This is a genomic window from Chitinophagales bacterium (assembly GCA_019694975.1).
GTDB lineage: Bacteria > Bacteroidota > Bacteroidia > Chitinophagales > UBA10324 > JACCZZ01.
The window spans coordinates 450,849-477,593 of sequence record JAIBAY010000001.1 but is presented as its reverse complement, the minus strand read 5'-3'; the positions used below and the strand labels follow the sequence as shown (position 1 = coordinate 477,593).

20 protein-coding genes are annotated in these 26,745 nt (G+C 45.0%); 14 read left to right on the top strand and 6 right to left on the bottom strand.

Going from position 1 to position 26,745, the window contains the following annotated elements; translation table 11 throughout:
- Nucleotides 1-21: 21 nt before the first annotated feature.
- Nucleotides 22-1,548 carry a 2,3-bisphosphoglycerate-independent phosphoglycerate mutase gene (gene gpmI / locus K1X61_01805; protein MBX7107360.1) on the bottom strand — a complete coding sequence of 509 codons (1,527 nt, stop codon included), beginning with the start codon at nucleotides 1,546-1,548 and terminating at the stop codon, nucleotides 22-24.
- Nucleotides 1,549-2,022: 474 nt separating this feature from the next.
- Here gpmI and K1X61_01800 point away from each other — a divergent pair, with 474 nt between their 5' ends.
- Nucleotides 2,023-2,409 carry a DUF4783 domain-containing protein gene (locus K1X61_01800; GenBank protein ID MBX7107359.1) on the top strand — a complete coding sequence of 129 codons (387 nt, stop codon included), beginning with the start codon at nucleotides 2,023-2,025 and terminating at the stop codon, nucleotides 2,407-2,409.
- A complete protein-coding gene (gene nadC, locus K1X61_01795) occupies nucleotides 2,409-3,248 on the top strand; it encodes a carboxylating nicotinate-nucleotide diphosphorylase (GenBank protein MBX7107358.1) in 840 nt (279 codons plus the stop codon). Before K1X61_01800 ends, nadC begins: the two co-directional genes overlap by 1 nt.
- Before the next feature lie 102 nt (nucleotides 3,249-3,350).
- Here the strand turns inward: nadC and K1X61_01790 are convergent, their stop codons facing one another.
- Entirely contained in the window at nucleotides 3,351-5,207 is a 1,857-nt protein-coding gene (locus tag K1X61_01790; GenBank protein MBX7107357.1) for a sulfatase-like hydrolase/transferase, read from the bottom strand.
- A gap of 468 nt (nucleotides 5,208-5,675) precedes the next feature.
- Between K1X61_01790 and K1X61_01785 the strand changes: the two genes are divergently transcribed.
- The 4 genes from K1X61_01785 (at nucleotide 5,676) to trxA (ending at nucleotide 10,556) form a co-directional block, all read left to right on the top strand.
- Nucleotides 5,676-6,008 (top strand): translation initiation factor, encoded by a 333-nt coding sequence (locus K1X61_01785; GenBank protein MBX7107356.1) that lies wholly within the window; start codon nucleotides 5,676-5,678, stop codon nucleotides 6,006-6,008.
- 154 nt (nucleotides 6,009-6,162) lie between these two features.
- A complete protein-coding gene (gene dnaE, locus K1X61_01780; GenBank protein ID MBX7107355.1) occupies nucleotides 6,163-9,642 on the top strand; it encodes a DNA polymerase III subunit alpha in 3,480 nt (1,159 codons plus the stop codon).
- A 63-nt stretch (nucleotides 9,643-9,705) separates the two neighbouring features.
- Nucleotides 9,706-10,083, top strand: a complete 378-nt coding sequence (locus K1X61_01775; GenBank protein ID MBX7107354.1) for a hypothetical protein — start codon at nucleotides 9,706-9,708, stop codon at nucleotides 10,081-10,083.
- A gap of 152 nt (nucleotides 10,084-10,235) precedes the next feature.
- Complete coding sequence (gene trxA / locus K1X61_01770; GenBank protein ID MBX7107353.1) at nucleotides 10,236-10,556, top strand: thioredoxin; 321 nt, start codon at nucleotides 10,236-10,238, stop codon at nucleotides 10,554-10,556.
- 176 nt (nucleotides 10,557-10,732) lie between these two features.
- Here trxA and K1X61_01765 read toward each other — a convergent pair whose 3' ends face one another.
- The gene (locus K1X61_01765) at nucleotides 10,733-12,952 is read right to left on the bottom strand and encodes a leucine-rich repeat domain-containing protein (GenBank protein MBX7107352.1); all 2,220 of its coding nucleotides are present in this window, start codon (nucleotides 12,950-12,952) and stop codon (nucleotides 10,733-10,735) included.
- A gap of 339 nt (nucleotides 12,953-13,291) precedes the next feature.
- On the opposite strand from K1X61_01765, the gene K1X61_01760 reads away from it, so the two are divergent.
- From K1X61_01760 to K1X61_01750, 3 genes are all read left to right on the top strand, one after another.
- Nucleotides 13,292-14,233, top strand: a complete 942-nt coding sequence (locus K1X61_01760; protein MBX7107351.1) for a DUF58 domain-containing protein — start codon at nucleotides 13,292-13,294, stop codon at nucleotides 14,231-14,233.
- Nucleotides 14,234-14,329: 96 nt separating this feature from the next.
- Nucleotides 14,330-15,160, top strand: a complete 831-nt coding sequence (gene ispE / locus K1X61_01755; GenBank protein ID MBX7107350.1) for a 4-(cytidine 5'-diphospho)-2-C-methyl-D-erythritol kinase — start codon at nucleotides 14,330-14,332, stop codon at nucleotides 15,158-15,160.
- Between the two features lie 104 nt (nucleotides 15,161-15,264).
- Nucleotides 15,265-16,863, top strand: coding sequence for an FAD-dependent oxidoreductase (locus K1X61_01750; protein MBX7107349.1), 1,599 nt, complete (start codon nucleotides 15,265-15,267; stop codon nucleotides 16,861-16,863).
- Between the two features lie 38 nt (nucleotides 16,864-16,901).
- Here the strand turns inward: K1X61_01750 and carA are convergent, their stop codons facing one another.
- Nucleotides 16,902-17,999 carry a glutamine-hydrolyzing carbamoyl-phosphate synthase small subunit gene (gene carA / locus K1X61_01745; GenBank protein MBX7107348.1) on the bottom strand — a complete coding sequence of 366 codons (1,098 nt, stop codon included), beginning with the start codon at nucleotides 17,997-17,999 and terminating at the stop codon, nucleotides 16,902-16,904.
- Nucleotides 18,000-18,078: 79 nt separating this feature from the next.
- Between carA and K1X61_01740 the strand changes: the two genes are divergently transcribed.
- From K1X61_01740 to K1X61_01730, 3 genes are all read left to right on the top strand, one after another.
- Nucleotides 18,079-19,041, top strand: a complete 963-nt coding sequence (locus K1X61_01740) for a T9SS type A sorting domain-containing protein (protein MBX7107347.1) — start codon at nucleotides 18,079-18,081, stop codon at nucleotides 19,039-19,041.
- 218 nt (nucleotides 19,042-19,259) lie between these two features.
- Nucleotides 19,260-20,534 (top strand): methionine adenosyltransferase, encoded by a 1,275-nt coding sequence (metK, locus tag K1X61_01735; protein MBX7107346.1) that lies wholly within the window; start codon nucleotides 19,260-19,262, stop codon nucleotides 20,532-20,534.
- A 191-nt stretch (nucleotides 20,535-20,725) separates the two neighbouring features.
- Complete coding sequence (locus tag K1X61_01730) at nucleotides 20,726-21,151, top strand: response regulator (protein ID MBX7107345.1); 426 nt, start codon at nucleotides 20,726-20,728, stop codon at nucleotides 21,149-21,151.
- A gap of 8 nt (nucleotides 21,152-21,159) precedes the next feature.
- Here K1X61_01730 and K1X61_01725 read toward each other — a convergent pair whose 3' ends face one another.
- The gene (locus K1X61_01725) at nucleotides 21,160-22,149 is read right to left on the bottom strand and encodes a cation diffusion facilitator family transporter (GenBank protein ID MBX7107344.1); all 990 of its coding nucleotides are present in this window, start codon (nucleotides 22,147-22,149) and stop codon (nucleotides 21,160-21,162) included.
- Between the two features lie 152 nt (nucleotides 22,150-22,301).
- On the opposite strand from K1X61_01725, the gene lysS reads away from it, so the two are divergent.
- Together lysS and K1X61_01715 are read left to right on the top strand one after the other, a co-directional pair.
- Nucleotides 22,302-23,813 carry a lysine--tRNA ligase gene (gene lysS / locus K1X61_01720; GenBank protein MBX7107343.1) on the top strand — a complete coding sequence of 504 codons (1,512 nt, stop codon included), beginning with the start codon at nucleotides 22,302-22,304 and terminating at the stop codon, nucleotides 23,811-23,813.
- A gap of 83 nt (nucleotides 23,814-23,896) precedes the next feature.
- On the top strand, nucleotides 23,897-25,510 hold the full coding sequence (locus K1X61_01715) for a hypothetical protein (protein MBX7107342.1): 1,614 nt from the start codon (nucleotides 23,897-23,899) through the stop codon (nucleotides 25,508-25,510).
- 37 nt (nucleotides 25,511-25,547) lie between these two features.
- On the opposite strand, the gene hemW is transcribed toward K1X61_01715, so the two are convergent.
- On the bottom strand, nucleotides 25,548-26,675 hold the full coding sequence (gene hemW, locus K1X61_01710) for a radical SAM family heme chaperone HemW (GenBank protein MBX7107341.1): 1,128 nt from the start codon (nucleotides 26,673-26,675) through the stop codon (nucleotides 25,548-25,550).
- Nucleotides 26,676-26,745: the final 70 nt, after the last annotated feature.

Below are 26,745 nucleotides of genomic sequence, written 5' to 3'. Positions count from 1 at the left end.
TTTCTAAAGCCCTCAACAGGTTTAAGCGTGTTTCACCAGTACATCTCCTGTCATTTCAGAAGGGATGGAAATGCCCATGATGGTCAGGATAGTTGGCGCAAGATCACCTAGTTTGCCGTCTTTTATTGTCAGCGGTGAAGCATTCATGAGCAAAAACAGCGGCACAGGATTGAGTGTATGCGCGGTATTGGGGCTGCCATCATCATTGATCATATAATCTGCATTGCCATGATCGGCAGTAAGCAAAATGGAATAATCCATTGCCAGCGCGACTTCTGTTACCTCTTTCACACAACGATCCACGGTTTCAACCGCTTTCTTCACAGCAGGCATCACGCCGGTATGCCCAACCATATCAGCATTGGCAAAATTGATGCAAATGAAATCAGGTGCAATTTCTCTGAGTTTCGAAATCAGGAGATCCTTTACTGCTATGGCACTCATTTCAGGCTGCAGGTCATATGTTGCCACTTTGGGTGAAGGCACCATAAACCGGTGTTCACCCTTAAAAGGTGATTCCCTTCCGCCGTTAAAAAAGAAAGTGACATGAGGATATTTTTCCGTTTCCGCCATACGCAACTGCGTGCATCCTTTCACCGACAATACTTCACCAAGCGTATTATTCAGATTATCATTTGAAAAGATATGGTTCACCTTCTCAAAAGTCTGATCGTAGATAGTCATAGTGGTATAGTGCAATGAAAGTTTCTTCATCGAGAACTCCGGAAAATCTTCCTGCGTCAGCGCACGGGTAATTTCCCTGCAACGGTCTGTCCTGAAGTTAAAACAGATCACGGCATCCCCGTCTTTGATGGTTGCAAGCGGTTCGCCATTGTTATTTGTTTTAATAATCGGCTTGATGAATTCATCGGTTACATTCTCCGAATATGATTTCCTGATGCTCTCAATGATGTTGGTTGATTTTTCTCCTGTTCCGTTCACCAATGCATCATAGGCCAGCTTAACACGTTGCCAGCGGTTATCGCGATCCATTGCATAATAACGGCCCGTTACCGATGCTATCTGCCCGGTACTTTGATCAAGATGCTCTTGCAGAGACTCCAGGAAACCAAGCCCGCTTTGCGGATCTGTATCACGTCCATCGGTAAAGGCATGAATATACACTTGCTTCAGCCCTTGTTCCCGGGCGATATCACATAATGCCATCAAATGACTGATATGTGAATGCACTCCGCCATCTGATACCAGGCCTATCAAATGCAGTGGCTTGTCTTGATTCTTTGCATATTGCACAGATGCCAGTAATGCTTCATTTGAATACAAAGCCCTGCTTTCTATTGCTTTATTGATGCGCATCAGTTCCTGGTAAACGATACGGCCGGCACCGATATTCATATGGCCAACCTCGGAGTTTCCCATCTGTCCTTCGGGCAACCCGACAGCTTCACCGCATGTGGTCAGTTCGCAATGCGGATACTTTGCATAGAGACTTTTGACAAAGGGTACATCAGCCTGGTAAATCGCATCACTTGCCGGATGCGCCCCATGGCCCCATCCATCCATAATAATAAGCATCATTTTTTTCATCGTAGTCAGTGTTCGCAGAACAGGTTTCGGTCATAAAATTACAACTCATTCCCTGAAGTAAGGCGGAGGAGAAAGTTGATGCAGCTCATACCAAACGGGAATCATGGTATCATTCCGATTAAGCAGTTCTCCTTTCTTCAGGCCACAAAACCTTTGTTTACGAGGAACCGATAACGGCGCAAAATCCTCCTGATTCATATTGAAAGGGCACTTCAGTAGCAAGCATCTATGCATTTGGACGCTGTGACTTGCTATTTATGGGATACGTTTTGCAGGTTGCAAAGGAAATAACAACTTACTATAGAATGATAATATGGTGTAGACTGCGAGATGCCTCACACGAAGGCGCAAAGAAATATTTATTACCTTCGTTTACAGGTAAAAGCATATAGAGCGGCTACCTGCTTGATTTATTGCTGTTGGCAGTATTTTTGTTAATAAAATGAAAATTAATCCAAAATGAATTTTCCGATTATGAGAGGAACACTACTGCTGTTGATTCTTGCTCTTCCTGTTGCCGTTTATTCCAATTTTGATATCATCGACAATATCGCCAACGCCATCAGGGGCGGGAATGCAAAGGAAGTGGCGAAATATTTTGATTCGAATGTTGAAATCACCATACTCGACAAAGAGGCGGTGTACAGCAAAGTGCAGGCGGAAATGGTGCTCCGTGATTTTTTCTCCAAAAATCCTGTTCAGTCATTTGAAGTGGTACACCGTGGAAATTCCGGTGAGGGCTCATCTTATGGCATCGGGCCAATGAAATCAGCCAATCAATCTTTCAGGGTATATTTTTATGTTAAACAGAAAGGTGCTGTTTCATCCATTCAGGAAATGAGATTTGAAAAACAGCACTAGTGGATTGGCGTCAGTTTATTCAAAAGGCATTAGAAGAAGATATCAGGGAAGGTGATCATACTTCCCTTGCCTGCATACAAGAAGGCGCATCCGGAAGGGCGCAATTACACATAAAAGACGAAGGTATTCTTGCCGGCGTTGAACTGGCACAGGAGATATTTCTGCAACTCGATCCTGCCATTCAACAACACATATTGATCAGTGATGGCTCACCAGTGACCCGCGGCCAGATCGCTTTTGAACTGTTAGGAAATGCACGTGCCATACTCATGGGAGAACGATTGGCATTGAACTGTATGCAACGAATGAGTGGAATAGCAACGCTTACCCGTGAATATGTGAGAAAAGTGGAAGGTACCGGGACAAAGATTCTTGATACACGAAAGACAACGCCATTGTTCAGGGCTGCGGAAAAACGTGCTGTGCAGATTGGAGGCGGCTATAATCACCGCTTTGGCTTATTCGATATGATTTTGATAAAGGATAATCATATAGATTTTGCCGGAGGAATTGCGCAGGCGATTCATGCGGTGGTAAAATATCAGCATGCAAAACAGCTAAACCTGAAATTGGAAATTGAAGCAAGGTCATTGAAAGATGTGGAGGTGATCCTTGCAACAGGGCATGTCGATCGCATCATGCTCGATAATTTTACGCTGGATGATACTGCACGTGCCGTGGCAATGATTAACCACAAAACAGAAACAGAAGCATCCGGAGGTGTGACGCTGCAAAGTGTTCGTGATATTGCTTCCACCGGTGTCGACTATATTTCGGTAGGCGCGTTAACCCATTCCTATCGCAGCCTCGACCTCAGTTTGAAAGCCAAAATATATTAGCGCTCCCCGTTTTTATAAAGCAAATTTTATCAGTTAGCCTGAAGACAGCATGAAACTGTCGGCGTCCATTGGCAAGCATCTGCCGTCAACCATCGCAACCAATTAATCCCTGATAAACTTCAATCGTTTTTGCTCGTTGCCGGCATCAATTGCAATTACATAGACACCATTAGCCCAATCGCCTGTATTGACTGATAACGATCTTTCTTCACCCGGCCGGAACGTCCGGTGAAAGATCATCCTGCCGGTGATGTCACTGATAGTCACCTCCGTTTCCGGTGCATAAACATACGACCAGTTGATATTGAGCAGATCATGCGCAGGATTAGGGAAGACGGTGGCATAGAGTATTCCCGATTCTTGTTCCTCATCACCCTCTGTCTCTATGCCATTGTACAATTCGCAATTGATGACGGTATCCAGCAGGATAGTATCACCGTAAAATTTACGCATGGAATCCAGCTTCAGTCGGTACAATTGAATCAATGGCTGATAAGATGGAATATTAATCTTATTGTAGGTTTCCAATGAATCGTTGATGAGGTCATAAAATTCCTCCACAACATTATCACAGGAGTTGAAAACATACTTGTACTCAAATGACCTTACGGCATGCAGGGTAGGCGTACATTCTTCTTTGTTATAAAATTCATACATAAACTGTTTGCGGTGCTTCACGCCGGTAGTAATGTCATGAATAGACCAGCCATCCATCTGTGCCGGATTATTAAATCCGGCTGCATCAATGAGGGTAGGTGCAATGTCAATATTCATGACCATCTCATCAGTAATTTTTGTATTCGGCGCAAACCATGCAGGATACCGGATAAACATGGGCAATCGCATTGATTCATCCTGTGGAATCTGTTTGCCACGCAACAGGTGTTCACCCTTCAGCAAACCATTGTCACTGGTATACATGATTAATGTGCTGTCGAGTTTCCCCTGGTTTTCCAGCTTTGTTAAAATAGTGCCAACACTCCAGTCAATACCGGCCAGCAGCTGATAGTATTTAAGCCATTCATAGGCAAGGGTGTCAGTATTATTAACAAATGCATGGCAATCATACAGGTAACTGGGAAATGCCTCCGTATATGCATAAAAATCATCTGGGAAAGGCATAGTATCTGTAAGAAACAAAGTAGTATCATCGGGGCGTGGATCCAGCGGCACATGCGGTGCTTTATGAAAAAGGAAAAGGCAAAATGGTTTGTCATTCGGAACCGAGCTCAGGAAATCCTTTGCACCATTGGTGAAAACATTGGTCTTATGACCAGGAATAAACTGCTGGCCTGTTGGTGTATCATAGATAACATTGGTATAAGGATCGCTTGCTGATTGGAGCCAGTAATCATATCCGGCTATGGGCCATTTGTCAAAACCGTATTTGCCCACCAACCCTACGTAATATCCGGAGTCATGTAAAATCGTTGCCACTGTTGGCAAAAGCATCGTGTCAATAACGGCATTGCCAAATACACCATGATGATGTGGGTAGGTGCCGGTGACAAGAGAAGCACGGCTGGGTGAACAGAGTGATAATGCCGGGAAGCAATACTTAAAATTGGCACCTTCTTCGGCTATGCTGTTGATATTGGGTGAAGGAAAGAAATCAGGGCCGCCATTCACCGTGTAATTATCGTAGCGGCCATCATCAGCCATGATCACGAGGAGGTTCGGCCTGCCGATGGTCAGCAGTTTTTCACTGGCCGACCATTCTTCCTGCCCATTGATACTTTTTACCTTAGCCTGAATTTCATATTGCGTCTTCGGTTTAAGGTTGATAATCTTGTAAACGGTCTGAACACCGGTATTTACCATAACCCATTCAGTGGTGCCGGTTTTCCGGTATCTTATTGCTTCATTATTATTATCGCTTCCTTTCCAGGTAACTATGGCGGAGGAAGGTCCGATATCCGATAGCTGAACCGGGCTTTGTGCTGAAACTGTTGAAATCAACAGGATATTTAATAGACAAAGAAATGACCATATGTACTTATAATGTATCATTTTCTGATGTTGTGGAAGGGTGAGTTGAAAGATGGCAAAAATAGAAATTAATTAATGAATGGAACAAAAGGATTTAGCGCTGTGCTCGTATGGTTGGAAAAGTTTTTCAATGCTGATCTCCTGCTCACTTTCGGCTTGTTTGTCTTTAAATGTTCACCTTAGAAAAAATGTCAGCTTGGTACCACATCGGGTTTTGCATTCCATTTGACATTAATAGCATGATAAGTTTTTTCGGAATTGCAGGTGACTTTCAGTCCGCTTTCAGCAGGTTAATGAATATGCAGGGAAAAAGTATCTGCTTACTCAGATGCGTCAATTGTGGAAAAGATCCGCTGTCGTGGATGGAGCTTTGATTTAACTTTGAGGTGCTGCCTGCAGATAAGGAGAAACAACAATTACGATACAGCTTTATAGCGCATGTCAAATAAAAATAAACATTTCAAGGGAGTAGTTTACTCTACCGATCCCGGGTATCAATATCAGCTGCGTGAAGCCGGAGAATCACAGACATTACCGGGCAGCCGGCAAAACCTGAGGATAAGAATAGAAAAGAATCACAGGGGTGGCAAAACAGTTACCGTTGTTGACGGATTTACCGGCCACACAGATGATCTGGAGATACTTGGTCAGCAACTTAAAAAGAAATGCGGTGTGGGCGGCAGCGTGAAAGACGGATTGATTCTTATGCAGGGTGACCTGAAAGAACGGTTAGTAAAAATGCTGATTGAAATGGGTTATAATGCCAAATGATTTTTAGAAACCGCAAATGCCATGGTGAGGTAAATGTGTGATATTATTACAGCATTTGTTTCCAAGTGATGTTTACCGGCGTTTACGTCATATGCAATGAGCGTATTGATCACCGCAGACAGAAACAATTAATAGAATAAGCAACAAGATAGAGATGCCTGATTTTTGTCATTTACACAGTCATACACAATATTCCCTGCTGGACGGCGCGGCTGATATTTCATCGCTGGTCGACAAAGCCGTCAGGGAAGAGATGAAGGCCATTGCCATCACTGATCATGGTAACATGTTTGGTGTCTTTCAATTTGTGAAAGAGGCACACAAAAAAAATATTCTGCCAATTGTCGGTTGTGAGTTTTACGTAGTGCCGGACCGGTTTAAGAAAGAACTGATTGCCGGTTTTGGAAATGATGAAGATGGCACTCGCGGGAAAAAGGCATTTCACCAGGTGTTGCTGGCTAAAAATGAAACCGGTTATAAAAACCTGATGAAGCTGTGCTCACTGGGATTTATAGATGGCTATTATTACAATCCGCGAATTGATTTTGACCTGATTAAGCAACACAGCGAAGGTGTGATTGCCACCAGCTGTTGCCTTGCCGGAATAATTCCGCAGCATATACTTTACAAATCAGAAGCGGAAGCGGAAGCCATCCTGCAAGAATGGCTGGCCGTGTTTGGTGAAGACTATTATATAGAACTTCAACGGCATGGTATACCGGAGCAGGACAAAGTAAACCAGGTATTAATCAGGTTTGCCAGGAAATACAATGTAAAGCTTATCGCTACTAATGATTCGCATTATGTGAACCAGGAGGATGCAGAAGCGCAGGATATCCTGTTGTGCCTGCAGACCAACAAGGCATTCAACGATCCCGGAAGGATGCGCTTTTCCAACAACCAGTTCTTTTTCAAGACGAAAGCACAAATGGCAGAGCGATTTATTGATATACCGGAAGCGCTCGACAATACCATGGAGGTTGTTTCGAAGATCGAACACCTTGACCTGAAGAAAAAAATACTATTGCCGTTTTTCCCATTACCGGAGGGATACAACTCCAATCAGCAATACCTTGAGCATCTCACATGGCAGGGTGCTGCAAAACGATATTCCGAAATTTCAATAAGTACCAGGGAAAGGCTTCAATATGAACTGGGCATTATCGAAAAAACGGGGTTTGCCGGTTACTTTTTAATTGTACAGGATTTTATCAATGAAGCTAAGAAACTGGGGGTATGGGTCGGGCCCGGTCGTGGTTCAGCGGCAGGTTCCGCAGTTGCCTATTGTATCGGAATCACCAATGTTGACCCGCTCCAATACAATCTTTTATTTGAACGGTTTCTCAACCCGGAAAGGGTTTCCATGCCCGATATGGATATTGACTTTGATGATGCCGGCAGGCAAAGGGTGATAGACTACGTCGTTCACAAATATGGCCAGAACCAGGTGGCACAGATCATCACCTTCGGAACAATGGGACCTAAAACCGGTATCCGTGATGTAGCCCGCGTATTGGGTCTGCCTTTAACGGAGTCAAACCGTATTGCCAAACTCATTCCCGAAATGCCCGGCATGAGTTTCAAACGTGCTTACAGTGAAGTGAAAGAACTGGATACCCTCCGGAACAGTCCTGATCCACTGATAAAAAAAACAATCCGCATTGCTGAAACGCTGGAAGGATGCACCAGGCATCATGGTATTCATGCTGCAGGAGTAATCATTGCGCCCAGCGATATCCGTGATCACATTCCGGTTATCTCGCCGAAAGATTCAACACTGCTTGTCACACAATATGAAGGCAAGCTGATTGAAGATGCCGGATTGCTGAAAATGGATTTTCTCGGATTAAAAACCTTGTCCATCCTTAAGGATGCATTGGCCGACATAGAAAAAAATCACAGCATAAAGATTGATCTTGATAAGATAGCCTATGATGACAGCAAGACATTTGAACTCTTTCAACGCGGCGATACGATCGGTATTTTTCAGTTTGAATCACCCGGTATGCGGAAGTACTTACGTGACCTCAAACCAACACATATCGAAGACCTAATTGCCATGAATGCATTATACAGGCCGGGCCCGATGAACTACATACCGGACTATATTGATCGCAAACATGGACGAAAGAAGGTGTCCTACCCGCATCCGTTGCTGGAAGAAGTGCTCAAACCAACAAATGGTATAATGGTATACCAGGAGCAGATTATGCAGGCTGCGCAGATAATGGCCGGATATACGCTCGGCGCTGCTGACCTGCTGCGGCGCGCCATGGGTAAAAAAAATATGCAGGAGATGCAGAAGCAACGCGCCATTTTCGTGGATGGAGCAAAGAATAAAGGAATTGACGGGAAGGCAGCAGATGAGGTTTTTACAATCATGGAGAAATTCGCAGAGTATGGATTTAACCGTTCTCATTCAGCCGGATATGCAATCATCGCTTATCAGACCGCTTACCTGAAAGCCAACTTTCCGCCGGAATTTATGGCTGCCACGCTTTCTAACTACATGGGATCCACCGATGATACGCAATACTACCTGAATGAAACCAAGCGGTTTCATATCACCACGCTGGGCCCCGACATTAACGAAAGTGAACACAAGTTTTCTGCCAATCAGAAAGGTGAAATCAGGTTTTCTCTTTCGGCTATTAAAGGCGTAGGAGAAGCAGCGGTCGGTGCCATAGTGGCCGAACGGGAAAAGAATGGAATATTCAAAAACCTGTTTGACCTTACCAAGAGAGTAAGTGCACGGGCATTAAATAAAAAGGCAGTGGAAAGTCTTGCTGCCGCCGGAGCATTCGATTGCTTCGACGGCACTCACCGTGCACAGTATTTTGCAGTGCTGCCCGGTGAAAACATGACAGCCATTGAAAAAGCGATAAAGAATGCTGCAGCGGATCAGGCAAAGGCCGGTGCACAGATGCAGACACTGTTTGGCGAACTTGCCCATGAAGAAATGCGCACTCCAGCTTTGCCACAGGCAGAGCAATGGCCGGGGCTCTTAAAGCTTAAACGGGAAAAGGAAGTGACGGGAGTGTACCTTTCCGGGCACCCGCTGGAAGATTATAAGCTGGAGATGAATAATTTTTGTACGAGCGCAATCGCTGATCTTGACAGCCATAAAAATATGGAGACAGCTATTGCCGGCATCATTACCACGGTGGAACACAGGATGAGCAAGAATGGGAAGTCATTTGCCACCTTTACCATAGAAGACTTTACCGGCAGCACGGAACTCGTATTGTTTGGTGAAGACTACCTGAAGATGAAACACTTCCTCGCGGAAGGCACTATGCTTTTTGTGAAGGGCAAGTATCAGCTCCGGTACAATGCTGATGACCGTTATGAGCTCAAAATTTCTTCGATTCAGCTGCTACAGGATATCCGGGAACGGCTGACGAAACGTGTGACACTGAATATTGCGCTGCAGGATGTAAATGATCAGCTGATTGGAAAGATCGAAGATCTGATCACCAGGTACAAAGGCAATTTGCCGGTAGCTATACAGGTGAATGACTTGTCGGAGAATTTTTCGCTTCATTTTAATGCGATGAAAGCGGCTGTCGCGTTGAGCCCGGAATTTATGCAGGTGGTCGATGAATTCCCGGAAGTGGAACTCAAGTTGAATTAATCGCATCATGATGCACCTGCCCTGTTACTCCGTTTTTTTATTTTTTTCATTTAAAACGTAAGCGTGAAGAAGAAGAAAGCAATAAGGGAAAAAGTGGCCGGCACAACCCAAGGGGTAAAAGCAAAGAAACCCGGTGAAGACAGGAAGCAATATGTTCACAGGGAAAAGACAGCAGCAGCTTTCAGCCCTGATCCTTTGAAACGCGACCTCGTCCGCCAAACGATCATCACTGTTTTATGGCGGAAGGAAGAAGTGACGGAAGCCGTACTGTTTGCTGAACTGAACCGGGAAATAGGAAAGCACTTCGATGAGGACCTGCTGCCATACCTGACACTTGTAAAGGATGAACTGATGCAATGGAAACTGATGGAAGTTTTGCCGGGGAAAAAGGCCGCTTACTATCGCCTTGCACAAAAGCTTGATAAAAAGGACGATGACTGATTGTTGCAGGGTTCAATTGTCAACAAATTAATAATGAGCCGTTTCATTCGGAACATTAAGTTTAATTTTGCGTCCGTTCTTCTTTCGGAACTATTATTCTTTCGGATTGTTTCAAGTAACTGATTCATTAATTTAAAACCAAAACAATTAAAATGGCTGTACAATTAACAGATTCCAACTTTAAAGAAACCGTGCTGGATGGTAACCAGGTTGCACTTGTTGACTTTTGGGCAGAATGGTGTGGACCATGCAGAATGATCGGGCCTGTAGTTGAAGAATTATCACATGAATACGAGGGTAAAGTGATAATTGGAAAGGTGAATGTGGATGATAATCCTGAAACTGCTACTCAGTTTGGCATACGGAGTATTCCGACCATACTTTTCTTTAAAAACGGGCAGTTGGTTGACAAGCAGGTTGGCGTGGTACCTAAATCCGTACTCGAGTCTAAACTGAAATCACACCTCGCATAGTTTACAGCGGTAAAGGAATTATGTAACCCCTTTTTCTGATCGCAGAAAAAGGGGTTTCCTTTTTAAGATTCCATTCTGTTTAGCCTTGATTTTTCTGGCGCAGGTTAATTCAAACTTTGAAGAGCGAACTGGCTGTATAAACTTGTAGATAATACAAGAGGATTGCTCAGAGTAACTTACAATTTTACCATTTGAGCATGTGCTTCAGTATGCTTACCATGCAGTGTAATGATATACGATCCCGGCGGATTGTTATCCATATTAATGTTTATGGTTTCTTCACTTTTCCCGTCCATTGTTTTTTCCCAGATCACAGTACCATACATATTAAGGACGGAGAGCGTGACTTCTTCCTTATGCCGTAACTGGTATTTTACCTGTAGAGAATTGGTGAAAGGGTTGGGTGCGGCATATAATTCAATTGTTCCATTCAAAATGTCAGCAACCGATACAGGAAACATAATGTTGGTCGTTACCGTATTGCTGTAAATCGGATTGGCATTGTTGCTGAATTGAATAATACTCTTGTTCAGGATTTTTTCACCCTGCACCAGCGATGTCAGTGGCTTTGCTATAAACTTTACAAAACCACGGCTGCCTAAAGGATCGTTAGCGGCGAATGGCAACTTAATATCATCGAAATTCCAATGAAGTACCAGCGGATGAGCCGGGTTCTTTGCCACATTCATGATCTCCAGCGTGCCTGCCTCATTGGAACCAATCATGGCAAATGACGCAGTGTTAAGGTTAGCGCTTAAGGTGTCGGTGATATCCAGGTTTTGAGACGGGTTACTGCCATTGTTCTGAAAATAAATTGTGTATTCAACTTCTTCATTACCGCTTGCCAGCGTCGTGGGGATGATTTGTGTCTTGTTGACGGTCTTGTAATTGGAGCCGGCCACTGCTGTCACGGTTACCGAATCGGTAACAACATTGTCGTTCAGGTAGATGTCCGAAGCTCCGCTGATAATGCCAAGTGCCGTAAAGGCAAGCTCGGTGCCTGCAAGCACGGAAGAAGGGATATCAAATTTTGCCGTTACGGTCTGAGAAGTGAAGGGTGGTAATGCACTGATGGCCCAGGTGAGCACCGTGCCGTTTTGCAGGAACGGATTAATATCGGCCCCAATAAAACTAACCTTATCATCATGTTGAAACTGCACCGATCCGTTAATCGCAAAGGGTCCTTTATTCGTATAGGTGATATAGTAATTTGTTTTGACGCCTGACACAATTTGTCCCGGTGTGATGCTGATACCAAGATCATACACATCGGCAGCAGGGTGTATTCCGAAATTGATATTTTTTTTCTCTTGCCCGGAAGTATCATTAAAAGTGAAAGAATAAGGTGCTGCCGGATTCACGGAATAGTTGCCCGGCGGAAGCACTGCACTGTAAGAATAGGTGCCGCCGAACGGGCCATTCACAGCGTAATTGCCGAATTGATCTGAATAGCCGGCCCAGTTTTCAGCGCTTGCTTTAATGGCAATGCCGGGAAAAGGGACGTCTTCAGCATCTTTGAATCCATCGCCGTTAAAATCAACAAAAACATTTCCGCTGACTACAGGATTGAGTGCGCAATTGTTACCTGAACCGCTGAGGCAAAGTGGCAGCGGTGAAAATACCTGGAATATGGCCGGCAGATTGGGAAGACAAGTAATATTGGTGAAGTCAATCGACAGCAATTGAAGATCATATGGAAGTTCCGGCAGGCAGGCAATTGGATTTCCATTGATATCGAGGGTCGTAAGAGATGCCGGTAACGACGGCAGGGAAATAAGCTGATTTTGTTCGCAGAAAAGTTTCTTCAGGCCAGAAGGCAGTTCAGGTAACTGGTAAAGCTGATTGAGATTGCAATGAATAGAGGTTAAAAGTGCAGGTAGAGGAGGAAGCGAAAACAGGTGATTGTCATTGCAGGTCAGGTTGTCGAGGTTATTTGGCAGCGGGGGAAGTTCAGAGAGCAGGTTATCTGAACAGAAAAGCGTCTGCAGCGAACCGGGCAATAATGGCAAAGAAGTAAGTTGATTATTCTCGCATTTTAGCTGTTGAAGTTTATAAGGCAATTCCGATGGAAGGCTCGTGATCACGTTATCGCTGCAATACAGTACCTTGAGTGAGTCGGGAAGCGGGGGAATGCTGCCGATCAGATTATTATTACAATAGAATGTCTGCAGGCTGGTAAATCCTTCGATTCCTGAAATATCAGCAATATTCTTTCCGGCTACATCAAGTTCCTGCAATGTGCTCGCCGTCGGCAACAGGCAACCATTGATATCTATACAGGCGGGACAATCGCTGGCAATAGCTGCTTTGAAGTTGGCGTCAGTAATGCACTGTCCGGTGGCGTTATTAAATAATAGTATGGACAATAAAAATAAAGACAGTATCAGTTTTTTCATTTTCACGATTTATCTCCAGCCGGCTGTTGAATATGGGTGCGCTGATGCACTTTCAAAAGTAAATTGAATGCACTATTTCTCCAAAGATAAATTTAAACACACATTTTGCATGGTTTAATCAGGATTGCACGAAAACAGCTGTGGCATGATTTACCCACTGTTTTAAAGATGCTTGCACTTTACCGGTGCAGCATTTTCCATGCAGATTGAACGGCATGAAACTGAATATTTAATTTCGCTGAAACAGTTTTGCATGCACGGAAACTTTATTATGCCTGTAATATTTGTGCAATCGGGCCGTAATGCGGTAACTTACATTTCATTTATAAAGCAAAACATTTGGAACAGTACCGTGAATTAATTGGGGAAGCCGGCAAGATCGCTAATCTTGAATTGCTTGCCAGGCAGGTGGTGGAAGGATTCCTGATCGGGTTGCATAAAAGTCCGTTTCATGGCTTTTCCGTTGAATTCGCCGAACACAGGTTGTATAATCCCGGTGAATCCACACGGCATATTGATTGGAAAGTGCTGGCACGCACCGACCGTGTTTATGTAAAGAAATTTGAAGAGGAAACCAATCTGCGTTGCCAGATTGTGCTCGATGGTTCTTCCTCCATGTATTTTCCGGAAGCTGCCGAATCCCTAAGTGGCCTCCGCAAAATTGATTTCTCTGCTATTGCGGCTGCATCGGTGATGCACCTTCTTAAAAAACAACGTGATGCTTTCGGGCTGACGATTTTTTCCGATAAAGTGGAACAGCATAGCGCGGTTAAGTCAAGTTCTGTGCACAACAAATTGTTGCTGGGGCAGCTGCAAAATGCGATGAGCAGGGTACCGGTAAAAAAGAGAACAGCCGCTGCTGCCTGCCTGCATGAAGTGGCGGAAAAGCTGCATCGCCGTTCGATGGTCATTATCTTCAGCGATATGTTTGAGAATATGATGCCTGACAGCCACGAATACCTGTCATTGTTTTCGGCATTGCAGCATCTGAAACATAATAAACATGAAGTGATACTCTTCCACGTGCTCGATAAATCGAAGGAAATGGCATTTGATTTTGTGAATCGTCCTTATCGTTTTATTGATCTTGAAACAGGCGAACAGCTTAAACTGAATCCCAGCCAGGTAAAGGAAAATTATGTACGGCAGATGCAGGATTTTTATCAGCAGCTGAAGTTGCGGTGCGGTCAATATAAAATTGACCTCGTGGAAGCGGATGTCAATCAGGGTTTCCGGCCGGTATTGTTGCCTTACCTGATGAAGCGTGAGAAATTTAACTGAAAAGCGTTTGAACCTTTTGGCTTTTATCTTGCATCGTTCCATTCCTGCGGATGCATTCATTGGCCATAGTGCCGGTTAAACATTTGTAAAAGACAGATGATCACATTCCCTAATTGCAAAATCAATCTCGGGCTTCGCATTGGCAAAGTGCGGGCTGATGGTTATCACAATCTTGCTTCTGTTTTTTATCCGGTACTGTGGTGTGATGCCCTTGAAATGGTGCAGGCCGATGATTTTGATTTTAAAAACGAGGGAATAAAAATTGAAGGCCCGGTCAACGATAATATTTGTGTGAAGGCATTTCAGCTGATGCAAAATTTATATGCAGTGCCACCGGTGAAAATGATCCTGCTGAAAAATATTCCTTCCGGTGCGGGTTTAGGCGGCGGCTCGGCTGATGGCGCATTTGCATTGATGATGCTGAATGATTTGTTCAGGTTGCAGTTGCCGGTGGCCGAATTAAAAAAGCTTGCGCTGCAACTTGGTAGCGATTGCCCATTTTTTATTGAAAACAAACCCATGCTTGTCACTGGAAAGGGTGAACAACTCGCACCAATCGACATCAATCTTTCCGGTTATTATCTGCTCATCGTCTATCCGCCCATCGGAATAAATACTGCCTGGGCATTCCGTGAATATGATGCGCAAGCGAAAACTGCTTCCGGTGATGTTCAGCCGGATAACCTCATCAGGTTGATAAACATGCCGCCGGAACAATGGCAACAGTTGCTTGTCAATGATTTTGAAACGGTCATCAATGAAAGATATCCTGAAGTTGCGCTGATCAAAAAGCAACTGTATGACGCAGGAGCAGTATATGCTTCTATGAGTGGAAGCGGTTCTGCTGTTTATGGTCTTTTCCGGCATCAGCCACGCGATGTAGCTGTATGGAAGGGTTACAGATTCCATACGGTTAAGCTTGCTTAGCTTTTTGTACAACAGGAACGGAGGATTGCATGCACAATAAAGCAGCTTTGTGTACCGCAATAAAATGATCATATTAACAGGATTCTTTTTTAACCTGCAATAACATGGGTGGAAAATCTATAAAAGGCACTGCGCTGCAGCAATTAAAGGCGGCATTTAAAATTTCGCGAAATGCGGCAAAGCATGGTACAATGGATTTTGCAACGTTAGCTGCTGATCCGTTGCCGCGCCTCATCAGCCGGCGGAAATTCATAAAGGATGTTTCCGCAGTGGCAGCGCTGGCCGGTGTTGCCGGATTGTATGAAGCATGTACACCGGTGAATCAGAAGACGCAGCCGGTAATTGCCATTATTGGTGGTGGTATTGCAGGATTGCATGCGGCCTATATCTTAAAGCAGGCAGGATTTGTCGCGCAAATTTATGAAGGAAGCCCTCGTACCGGCGGGCGCATCATGTCGGTGGATGGCATGATGGGCGATGGTTTATGGACAGAAATGGGGGGTGAATTTATAGACAGCACACATGCCGATATGCTGAATCTTGCGGCGGAACTGCATCTCCCGCTGATTGACCGTCAGGCACCCAGTGAGGCGGGATTAAATGAGTTTGCCTGTTTTTTTGATGGGAAGAGATATTTGTTCGGCGACATAGTGGCTGCAATTCATCCTGTGGCCGGACAGATTCAATCGGATATTGATTCCTTATCTGAGTTAATCGCTTTTGACCATCATACCGCCGCTGATGTGGCACTTGATAATATTTCGATAACCGCGTACACCGAAAGATTAGGACTCACCGGATGGTTCAAGGAATTTATTAATACAAGTTATACTGCAGAATATGGTATGGAAGCATCGGAGCAATCAGCTATCAACCTGCTTTCGATTTTTGATCCTGGAAACGGCACGGCGGTAAAACTATATGGAGACAGTGATGAAAGATATTCTGTAGAAGGAGGCAATTCCAGGATCTGCACCGCCCTTTCCGACGTAATGAAAGATCAGATCAGGGAAGAGTATATGCTTACCGCGATTCAGCTGAATGCAGATAACCGTTATTCGCTGACTTTCAAAATTGGCGGGCAAGGTGAAATCAGCACCAAAGCCGATATCGTGCTGATGACTATCCCTTTTACCACGCTTCGCGAAGTGGATATCAGGGTACCGTTGCCCGACTGGAAAATGAATGTGATTAAGCATGTTGGATACGGCACCAACTCCAAATTGTTTGTTGGTGTGAATGAGAGAGTCTGGCGGCAGCAGGGTTATGCCGGTTATGCTTTTTCGGATAACGGAATGATGAATGGCTACGACCATACGCAGATGCAGCATAACAATAAAGGCAAAGGCGGTTACACTATTTTCCTGGGAGGCAAAGCAGGTGTGGATTGTGGTACTGTTCCGATGGACATCCTGCAACAGCAGTATGTTCCCGCCCTCGATGCTGTTTTCCCTGGTGTGACCGAGCAGTTCAATGGTAATTTTCAACGATGGTATTGGCCCGGTTATGCTTTTTCTAAATGCAGTTATTTATCCTACAAGGTTGGCCAGTACACAACGATGTGTGATGCTACCATCCGGCCGGTGGGTAACTTGTTTTTTGCCGGCGAACATTGCAGTTATGCTTTCCAGGGATTTATGAATGGCGGCGCTGAAACAGGAAGAAAAGCCGCCGCGCAGATTGTTGCCAAACTGCAATCCTGAGTATTATCAGGAGGTGAGGAAAATCAGTTATGCGTTGTTTAGCTTTTTGCCTCCTTCATCATTTGAACAAAATCATCAAATAGATACCTGCTGTCATGCGGTCCGGGCGCAGATTCCGGATGATATTGTACGGAGAATGCCTTCTTGTCTTTTAACCGCAATCCCTCAATCGAGCGGTCATTAAGGTTGATATGGGTCACTTCTACGTTGGCTGATGTTTTGATGGCTTCCGGATCCACACCAAATCCATGATTCTGCGAGGTGATCTCGCAGCGGCCCGTGATGATGTTTTTTACCGGATGATTCAGTCCGCGATGACCGTGATGCATCTTAAAAGTAGGAATGCCACTCGCCAGGGCAAGAAGTTGATGACCAAGGCAGATACCGAACAATGGCTGGTTATCGCTGAGAATCTGTCTGACGGTATCGATGGCATAATCCATCACGGAGGGGTCACCGGGTCCATTCGAAATGAAATAGCCATCAGCACCCCATGCTTTCATTTCCCGGTAAGATGTTTTTGCCGGAAAAACTTTCACCTGTATGTCGCGTGACACCATGCAATCCAAAATATTTTTCTTGATGCCCAGATCAAGGGCAGCCACTTTTAATCCGGCATTTGCCTCGCCAGCCTCATAAGCCGCTGTGGTGCTCACCATGGAAGACAGCTCAAGTCCTGCCATGGACGGAACGGCTGCCAGTTTTTGTTTGAGTGCCTCCACATCTGTGGTTTCGGATGAAATGATACCATTCATCGCGCCGCGGCTCCGGATATGACGCACCAGCGAGCGGGTGTCAATTCCTTCAATGGCCACTTTATTTTCTTTTACAAAGTATTCCCGGATGCCCGACTCTGCCATTCTTCTTGAAAAAAAAGTATTGAAGTTTTTGCAAACCAGGCCAGCGATTTTGATAGAATCGGATTGCACTTCTTCGCGGAACACGCCATAGTTGCCAATGTGTACGTGTGTGGCTACCAGTAACTGTCCGAAATAGGAGGGGTCGGTAAAGATTTCCTGGTAACCGGTCATGCCGGTGTTGAAACATATTTCACCCGTGGTGGTGCCGGCCGCACCGGCAGAAAAGCCATGATAAACGGATCCGTCTTCAAGTAAAAGGACTGCGGGAATTTTCAAGGGAAAAGAATTTTGCGAAAGTAAATTTTATCCAAATATTTTTAGCAAGTAAGGAGTAACTTTAATAAAAATCAAAACCATGAAAGGAATTTTACTTGTTCTTTTTACCGGTTGCTGCACCATCAGCCTCACAGCGCAGAATCCAATGCTGATTGCTGAATGTGATTTTGACAACGTTTTCAACAATTGTTTGTTTTCGTTTGATACTTCGGATCAAAATATTTGGCAGGCCGGGACTCCTCAAAAACCATTCTTCGGCAACGCGCTCTCCGTCCCCCATGCGATGATGACAGATACCGTCAATCCTTACCCTGTGAATTCGCATGCAGCATTTACGCTGAAATTTGCCAACAACATTGATAATGCCATTGACTGGAACCGCACCGGCATATCCTTCTGGCATAAATATCAGACCAACGCGCTGCAGGATTCGGGATTTATTGAGTATTCAATTGACAATGGCCTGACTTGGCTTTCGATGACGGATACAAACAGCGTGCAGGGCACTAATGGCTATCCCTACAGCGCCTTTTTCTGGGATTCACCGCTGATGCAGTCGCCTCTTCCGGTATTGAAAGAAAATGTGATGTCAGGTATTTCAACTGATTGGGTGTTTTCTTCATACCAGTGGTTTTGGTTTCTGAGCGTCGAAACAAACCGGGATAATTTTACACCCGATACCATTTTGGTACGATTCAACTTTGATACCGATAGTGACTTTGATAATTATGATGGATGGATCATTGATAATATCAAGGTGGAAAAACAATGGTATTCGGGTATGCACGAAATTCAAATCAGTGCGGGTGACTTACAACTCTATCCCAATCCTGCAGTCAACCAAGTAAACTTCGCTTTGTCAGGCAGGGAAATACCACAGGTTCAACAACTGATTAATATACACGGTGAAGTGGTGCATGAATTTTTTCTTCACCAAAGTCAGGGCAGCATCGAACTGAACAATATTCCCGCAGGAAATTACCTCCTTAAAGTCATCACTTCAGCAGGACACTTTGCCGTGCAGCCATTGATAGTGCAATAATGCCGTTATGCCGAAAGGTAAACGGCATAGCTGCTAACTTTTTCTAACATTCTGTATGGTTGCTTCCCGAATGAACAGTTGCTCCCGGTAATTATATGTAAATGTCATCGGCCGGTAACGGGTAATTCTTGCCATCACCCGCAGCATAAATATTAATCGGATATTTCACTTGGCTGCCCTATCTTCGCACACTTTCTCTGTAAAATTTAACCCATTCGATGCCTTACCTCTTCACTTCGGAATCCGTTTCCGAAGGCCACCCGGATAAAGTTGCCGATCAGATTTCTGATGCCATACTCGATGAGTTTCTGAAACAGGATCCCAATGCCAAAGTCGCCTGCGAAACATTCGTGACGACAGGACTTGTTGTTGTTGGCGGCGAAGTAAAATCCAAAGCATACGTTGACATTCAGCGGGCTGCCCGTAAAGTGATTCGCCAGATAGGCTACACGAAATCAGAATACATGTTTGATGCGGATTCATGCGGTATTGTTACGGCAATTCATGAACAGTCGCCTGATATTAACCAGGGTGTGGAACGGAAGAAAAAGGAAGATCAGGGTGCGGGAGACCAGGGAATGATGTTTGGTTATGCCACCAATGAAACGGATAATTATATGCCGCTCGCGCTCGACCTCGCGCATAAGCTGCTCGAAGAACTCTCTGCCATCCGGCGCGAAGGAAAGGTGATGAAATACCTGCGTCCCGACGCCAAATCGCAGGTTACCATTGAATACAGTGACGATCATAAGCCGCTCAGGATTGATGCCATTGTCATCTCCACACAGCATGATGATTTTGCTTCTGATGCTGAGATGCAGAAGATCATTTCAGAAGATATAAACAAGTATCTGATTCCAAGGACGAAAAAGAGTTTCCCTTCCCGGATCACAAGTCTGTTTGGCAATGATATCAAGTACTACATCAACCCCACGGGAAAATTTGTAATTGGCGGTCCTCATGGAGATACCGGCCTCACCGGCAGAAAGATCATCGTTGACACTTACGGCGGAAAAGGCGCACATGGTGGTGGCGCCTTCTCCGGAAAAGATCCTTCCAAGGTTGACCGTTCCGCTGCCTATGCGGTGCGCCATATTGCAAAAAACCTGGTGGCTGCCGGAGTGGCAAGCCAGGTGCTGGTGCAGGTAGCTTATGCCATTGGTGTGGCGGAACCGGTTGGTTTATATATCACCACATATGGTACTACGCTTGTCAAAGATGAGCAGGGCAAGACGATGACGGATGGTAAAATTGCAGAGATCGTTCAGCAGATTTTCGATATGCGGCCGTATGAGATTGTTAAAAGGCTGAAATTGCGTAATCCCATTTATGGTAAAACTGCAGCGTATGGCCATATGGGAAAGAAACCGTTCAGGCATAAAGTAAACGTAGGCAAAAACAGCAAATCAAAATTCCGGGAAGTGGAGTTCTTTACATGGGAGAAGCTGGATTATGTAGACAAAATCAGGAAAGCCTTCCGCATACCAAAGTAGTGAACCACAATACCGTTTTCCCATCCACAGTGCGTGTATACACCACCCTGCAACTTCACGCTGAAGCGCAATTTTTCGATTGAATGCTTCAGTTGAAATGAACAAGGTTAATGTGGCGGTGTTATGCTGATGGTGATTGCAGCATAGCAGTCCGTATTCCGACAAATTAATAACCATCATATTTCTGCCACTTGACAAATAAGAATTTGTCTGATAAGTCAAACGATAAACTCGCCGATGAGCTTCCCCTCAGGATTCTGATTGCAGAAGATAATGTGATTAATCAGAAGTTACTGTTGAATATCCTTGCTATATTAGGTTATAAGGCAGAAGCGGTAGCAGACGGACTGGATGTGCTGCGGTCTTTAAATGAAAAAAAGATTGACCTGGTGCTTATGGATATTCAAATGCCTGAAATGGGCGGAGAAGAAACAACCAGACTCATTCGCGAACGGTTTACTGACAACGCACCGAAAATCATTGCCATTACGGCCTATGCCATGGCAGGTGATCGGGAGAAATACCTCAAAGCCGGTATGGACGGCTACATCGCAAAACCATTTAAAATGGCCGACCTTGTTGCTGAATTAAGAAGGGTTATGTCTGCCAAAGAATAGACGCGCCATCACGCCAATCCATGTTTCTTGTTTTGAAGCGAAGTTTCCAGGTTCCATGTTATGGCCTTCTCCAATGGCGCCTCCCGTGCATGGCAATCACGGTTGATACAGATCCGGCACTGCGACTGCGGCACACAGGGATCAGTATGAATAAATAATTCTACCGGATTCAGTAAATCCTTTTTTACACTCTCGTCAACACTGCTCACCTGTTCATGTGCTTCCCGCACATTAATGTACCAGGGGAGCGTCAGATGGCAGTCAATGTGTACCACATTACCGTATTTGATCACCCGCATATTATGAAGATCAACCCATTCATCATGCCTTTCATGGTTGAGCTGAGAAATGATCTGCCGCAACAGATCATAGTCAGCTTCATCCATGATGCCGGCAATGGCTTTTCTCACCACCTGGTATCCGGTAAAGCAGATGAAGATTCCCATACCAATGGCAATGATGTTATCCAGCATTTTCAAACCGGTGAAATAAATCAGCACCAGCGCCGCAATGATGCCGAATGTTGAAAAAGCATCAGATTGCAGATGAGCGCCACTGCCTGATAATGCTGGTGATCCCGATTTGCTGCCCTGACGAATGCATAAGAATCCCAAACCATAGTTGATGAGGGCGGTGGCCAGGATAATGAATATACCGGTATCGAGATCACTTAACGGTTGAGGATAGATAAAACTGTAAACAGATTTTCCAATTATCACAAGTCCGGCAAACAATACCATGGTGCCTTCAATACTTGCTGAAATGAATTCGATTTTGCCGTGACCGTAAGGATGATCGGCATCACGTGGCTTGGCAGAAAGCTGAAGGCTGTACAAGCCAATGCCTCCGGCAACAATATTGACAATGCTTTCCAGTGCATCGGTAAGAATAGCATTGGAATGTGTAAGCAGGTAAGCGATGAACTTGGCAATCAGTAACAGTATGCCAACGGCTACCACCCAGGTCTGAATTCTGATGTTTGTTGATCCGGCGTTCAAGCGTCAGAGATGTTGAAGAGATACTTGATAGTTTATTTTGAAGACGGAATCCATGCTGGAAGAAACAGATTCTCAGTGGTTCATGAAATTATCCTCACGGCATGCAAAGTACTCATTTCGAAAAACTATTTTTGCCGGCAATAACTGGAAATATGATGCATTTAAGTGAACATGAAATTCAGCGCAGGCAGGCATTGGAAGAACTGGTGTCTATGGGTATTGATCCTTATCCGGCGGAATCATTTGCCGTGAACAATACATCGGCTAACATTCTTACTAATTATTCGAACAATACAGACGCCGCGGAGTGGAAGGAAGTATCAATCGCCGGAAGGTTAACCGGAAAACGTATCATGGGCAGCGCGTCTTTTGCCGTGTTGCAGGATGCCGTTGGTAAAATCCAGTTGTATGTGAGCCGTGATGAGTTATGTCCGGGCGACGACAAAACCCTTTACAACACTGTCTTTAAAAAACTGCTTGACCTTGGCGATTTTATCGGCGTAACCGGGTATGTCTTTATCACCAAAACAGGAGAGACCTCAATTCATGTTAAATCCATGAAGTTGCTGAGCAAAGCATTGCGGCCGCTTCCTGTTGTGAAAGAAAAGGAAGGTCATTTGTTTGATGAGGTGACTGATCCGGAATTGCGGTACCGTCAGCGGTATGTCGACTTAAATGTGAATGCTAGGTCGAAGGAGATCTTTGTCATGCGTAGCAGGCTATTGCAGACCATGCGTAATTTCCTGCTGGAGAAAGGGTACCTGGAAGTGGAAACACCGGTGTTGCAGCCGTTGTACGGTGGCGCACTCGCCAGGCCATTCAAGACGCATCACAATTCGCTCGACATGACATTGTACCTGCGTATTGCCGATGAGCTGTACCTCAAACGCCTGATTGTCGGCGGCTATGAAGGCGTATTTGAATTTGCAAAAGATTTTCGCAATGAAGGCATGGATCGGACACACAATCCTGAATTTACCATGATGGAATTGTATGTAGCCTACAAGGATTATTACTGGATGATGGAATTGGTGGAAGAAATGGTGGAACGTATTGCCATTGCATTGCACGGTACTACCAGGATAACGGTAGGCAGTAACGAGATCGACTTTAAGCGTCCCTGGAAACGCTTCACGATGTTTGAAGCCATCGAACACTTCACTAAAATTGATATCAGTGAAATGGATGAGCAACAGCTGCGGGAAACAGCGCGACAATTAAAAGTGCCGGCAGATAATACCATGGGGAAAGGCAAACTTATTGACCAGATCTTTGGTGAACTCTGCGAGCCGCACCTGATTCAGCCAACCTTCATCACCGACTATCCGGTTGAAATGTCGCCGCTGGCGAAAAAGCACCGGGCTAAAACAGGCCTCGTGGAACGCTTTGAAGCTATCTGCAACGGCAAGGAAATGTGCAATGCATTCAGTGAATTGAATGATCCGCTTGATCAGCGCAGGCGGTTTGAAGAGCAACTTGATTTAGGTAAACGCGGCGATGAAGAAGCAATGATGCTCGATGAAGATTTTCTTCGTGCCATTGAATATGGTATGCCGCCAACAGCCGGACTTGGCATTGGTATTGACCGGCTCACCATGATCATGACCAATGCGCCGTCCATTCAGGATGTAATTTTTTTCCCGCAGATGCGTGCGGAACGCTAGGCATGAGCTTATCTCATTTCAGTATGAAGATTCACAGGGTTAAAAGGCTAATGGGTTTATGCAGCCTGCTGCTATGTCTGGCAATGACCTTTGCCGCATCCGGACAGGTAAAGGAGGTGCCTTATGACAGCGACAGCACTTTTTACCGGCTTGACCTTGCCTTAAAAAAACCGCAACAGTGCTATTATCTTTTCCTCGAACATGATACACTTACGCGGCTGCCTGCAGGTTTTTCCAGTCTAAACCACCTTAAGGGAATCACATTCAGGTATTGCCTGCAGGCCGATTGGAAACAGATATTGTCACAGTTGGCGGAACTGCCTGGTTTAAGTTTTCTTGAGATCAGCATCTGCGGCATCAGTGTTTTGCCTGATGAAATAGGGAGGCTGCAGCAGATTCAGTCATTGAACCTGAAATCAAATCAGCTCACCGTCTTGCCGGATGCCTTGCAAAATTGCCGGAACCTTTCAGATCTCAATTTATCATTTAACAGGTCATTGAATTTTACAGTACTGAGTGGAATACTCAAGTCAATCCCTCAGCTCATTGCGCTCGACCTCTCCAACAACCTGTTGAAGAATTTTCCGCCCGGCTTGAATGAGCTGCCGGGACTTCAGCGGCTTAATCTTTCAGATAACAGGCTGCTCGCATTGCCGGGCAACTTGAATGATTTCCACGCACTTTCATCGCTTGATCTCAGCAATAATTTATCACTGAAGTTGCAGGATGAAATGGTAAAGCTGTCGGCGATTGCATCCCTCCGTCATCTGTCGCTTGCTTCCAACGACCTGGCGACACTGCCGGAAAGTACAGGAAGCCTTGTTGCTTTGGAATCACTTGATCTAAGCGGCAATCGATTGCAATCGCTTCCGGGTAGCATTGAACAACTGGTGCAATTGAAAGCACTTAACCTCGGAATGGATAAGGACGGTCAGCGCAGAAACAGATTGAAGAATTTTCCTGCCGGATTTGATAGACTTATTCAGCTCGAAGACCTGAACCTGAGTGGCGACTCAGTCATGTCCGTGCCGTCAGCCGTTGCAAAGTTTCTGAAACTTAAGGTACTGAACCTCAGTTGGTGCACACTCTTTGAATTGTCACCGGCTATTCGCGGGTTGAAACACCTCGAGGTGCTGAATATTGATCACAACCACATCAGCAGGCTGCCGGACTGGATAGGCGAACTGTCAGCATTACGCGAACTGCATGCCGACGCTGATTTTTTCGCTTACCCGGTGGATAAGATAAAGCTGTTGCCAGCGACAATCGGTAACCTGCAACAACTGCAGGTATTGAGCCTGAATGATCAGGTTGTGACGGCGCTTCCAGTCACAATCACGCAGTGCAGCCAACTTCATTTGCTAAACCTGCGCGGTAATCTGCTGTCAACGCTGCCCGATAGTTTTTCAAGGCTCACGGCACTGAACAATCTCGACCTGAAAGCAAACCTCCTTATAAGATTACCGGCGCAGTTTGAGCGCCTTACATCGTTAAAGAACCTGAATCTGAGTTTTAATGAATCGCTTGATATGCCCGCAGCCGTAAAACAATTACAGCACATGCAACAACTGGAGGTGGTTGATGTAAGCTATAATAAGCTTGATGCTGCAATATATAAGGAACTGAAAAACGCTTTGCCGTATACAAAGATTATTGCCAAAGGATTCAATAACCTGGTACCTATCGAAAATAAGTGAACTGGTGAATCGAAATTCAAAACTGATCCGTATGCTATTATGATGGATCTTCCAGCATCAGCTCTACAATTATGCGGTCGGCAATCAGCTTGCCAGAATCCGTCAGGGTAAGCAGGTTTTCGTGTAAAGTGGCAAGGCCTGCAGCAATAAACGGAAGACTGTTGCTATGCAATTGACGGGAAATTGTTGTATCGAAGTCGGTAAGCTGCAACCCCCAGACAGTTCTTAGCTGTGTCATGATGCGCTCATTGATTTGTTGTGTAGGGGTGAGGATTTCTTTTTCGCAAGCGATCATGCCTTGTCTGATTGCCGACAGGTAATGATGGTTGTTTGCAACATTCCACTGCCGCGACACGCCGTTGTAAGAATGTGCGGAAGGTCCGATGCCGAGGTATTTTTCACCCTTCCAGTAGGCGGTATTGTGTTTCGAACAATGAAGCTCATCAATGGCGAAATTCGAAATCTCGTAATGCAACCATTGTTGGCGCTTCATTTTTTCCATCAGCATCTCAAACTGCCTGGCAGACTGCTCCTCATTGACCGGCTTACTCTTTCCCGACGAAATGAAATGAGCGAGTGCTGTCTTCGGTTCAACAGTTAGGCAATAACAGGAAATATGTTGCACGCCGGCTGCAAGCGCTGTATCCATATTCTGATTCCAGCCGGTATCCGTTGAATCAGGCAATCCATAGATCAGGTCGATTGATAAATTGTTGAAGCCCGCATCCTGTGCATCCTGTATCGCCTTTGAAGCTTGCCATCCGCGATGCGCCCTGTTCATCCATTGCAGATCATGGTCGTTAAACGACTGTATGCCGATGCTCAGGCGGTTAACCGGTGAATGCGAAAGGATGCTTATTTTTTCCTTTGTCAGATCATCGGGATTGGCCTCCAGCGTAATTTCCGCATGTTGATCAATGTTGAAATGCCTTTGCAGCTGTTCAAAAATTTTTGCCAGTTCATTTTCATCAAGCAAGGAAGGTGTTCCGCCACCGAAATAAATAGTCCTGATAATTTCATTACCGATATAATTTTTCTGCCAGGCAATCTCCATTGTTATAGCATCTGCTATTGCCGGCCTGCTTGCCTGGTTTACAGAAAAATGAAAATCACAATAATGGCATGCCTGCCTGCAGAATGGAATATGAATGTAAATACCTGCCATGCATGCTGAATTAAATCATTCATCGTTGTTTATTGCTGCCGGCAACAACCAATGAAGCAACAGGTGCAAC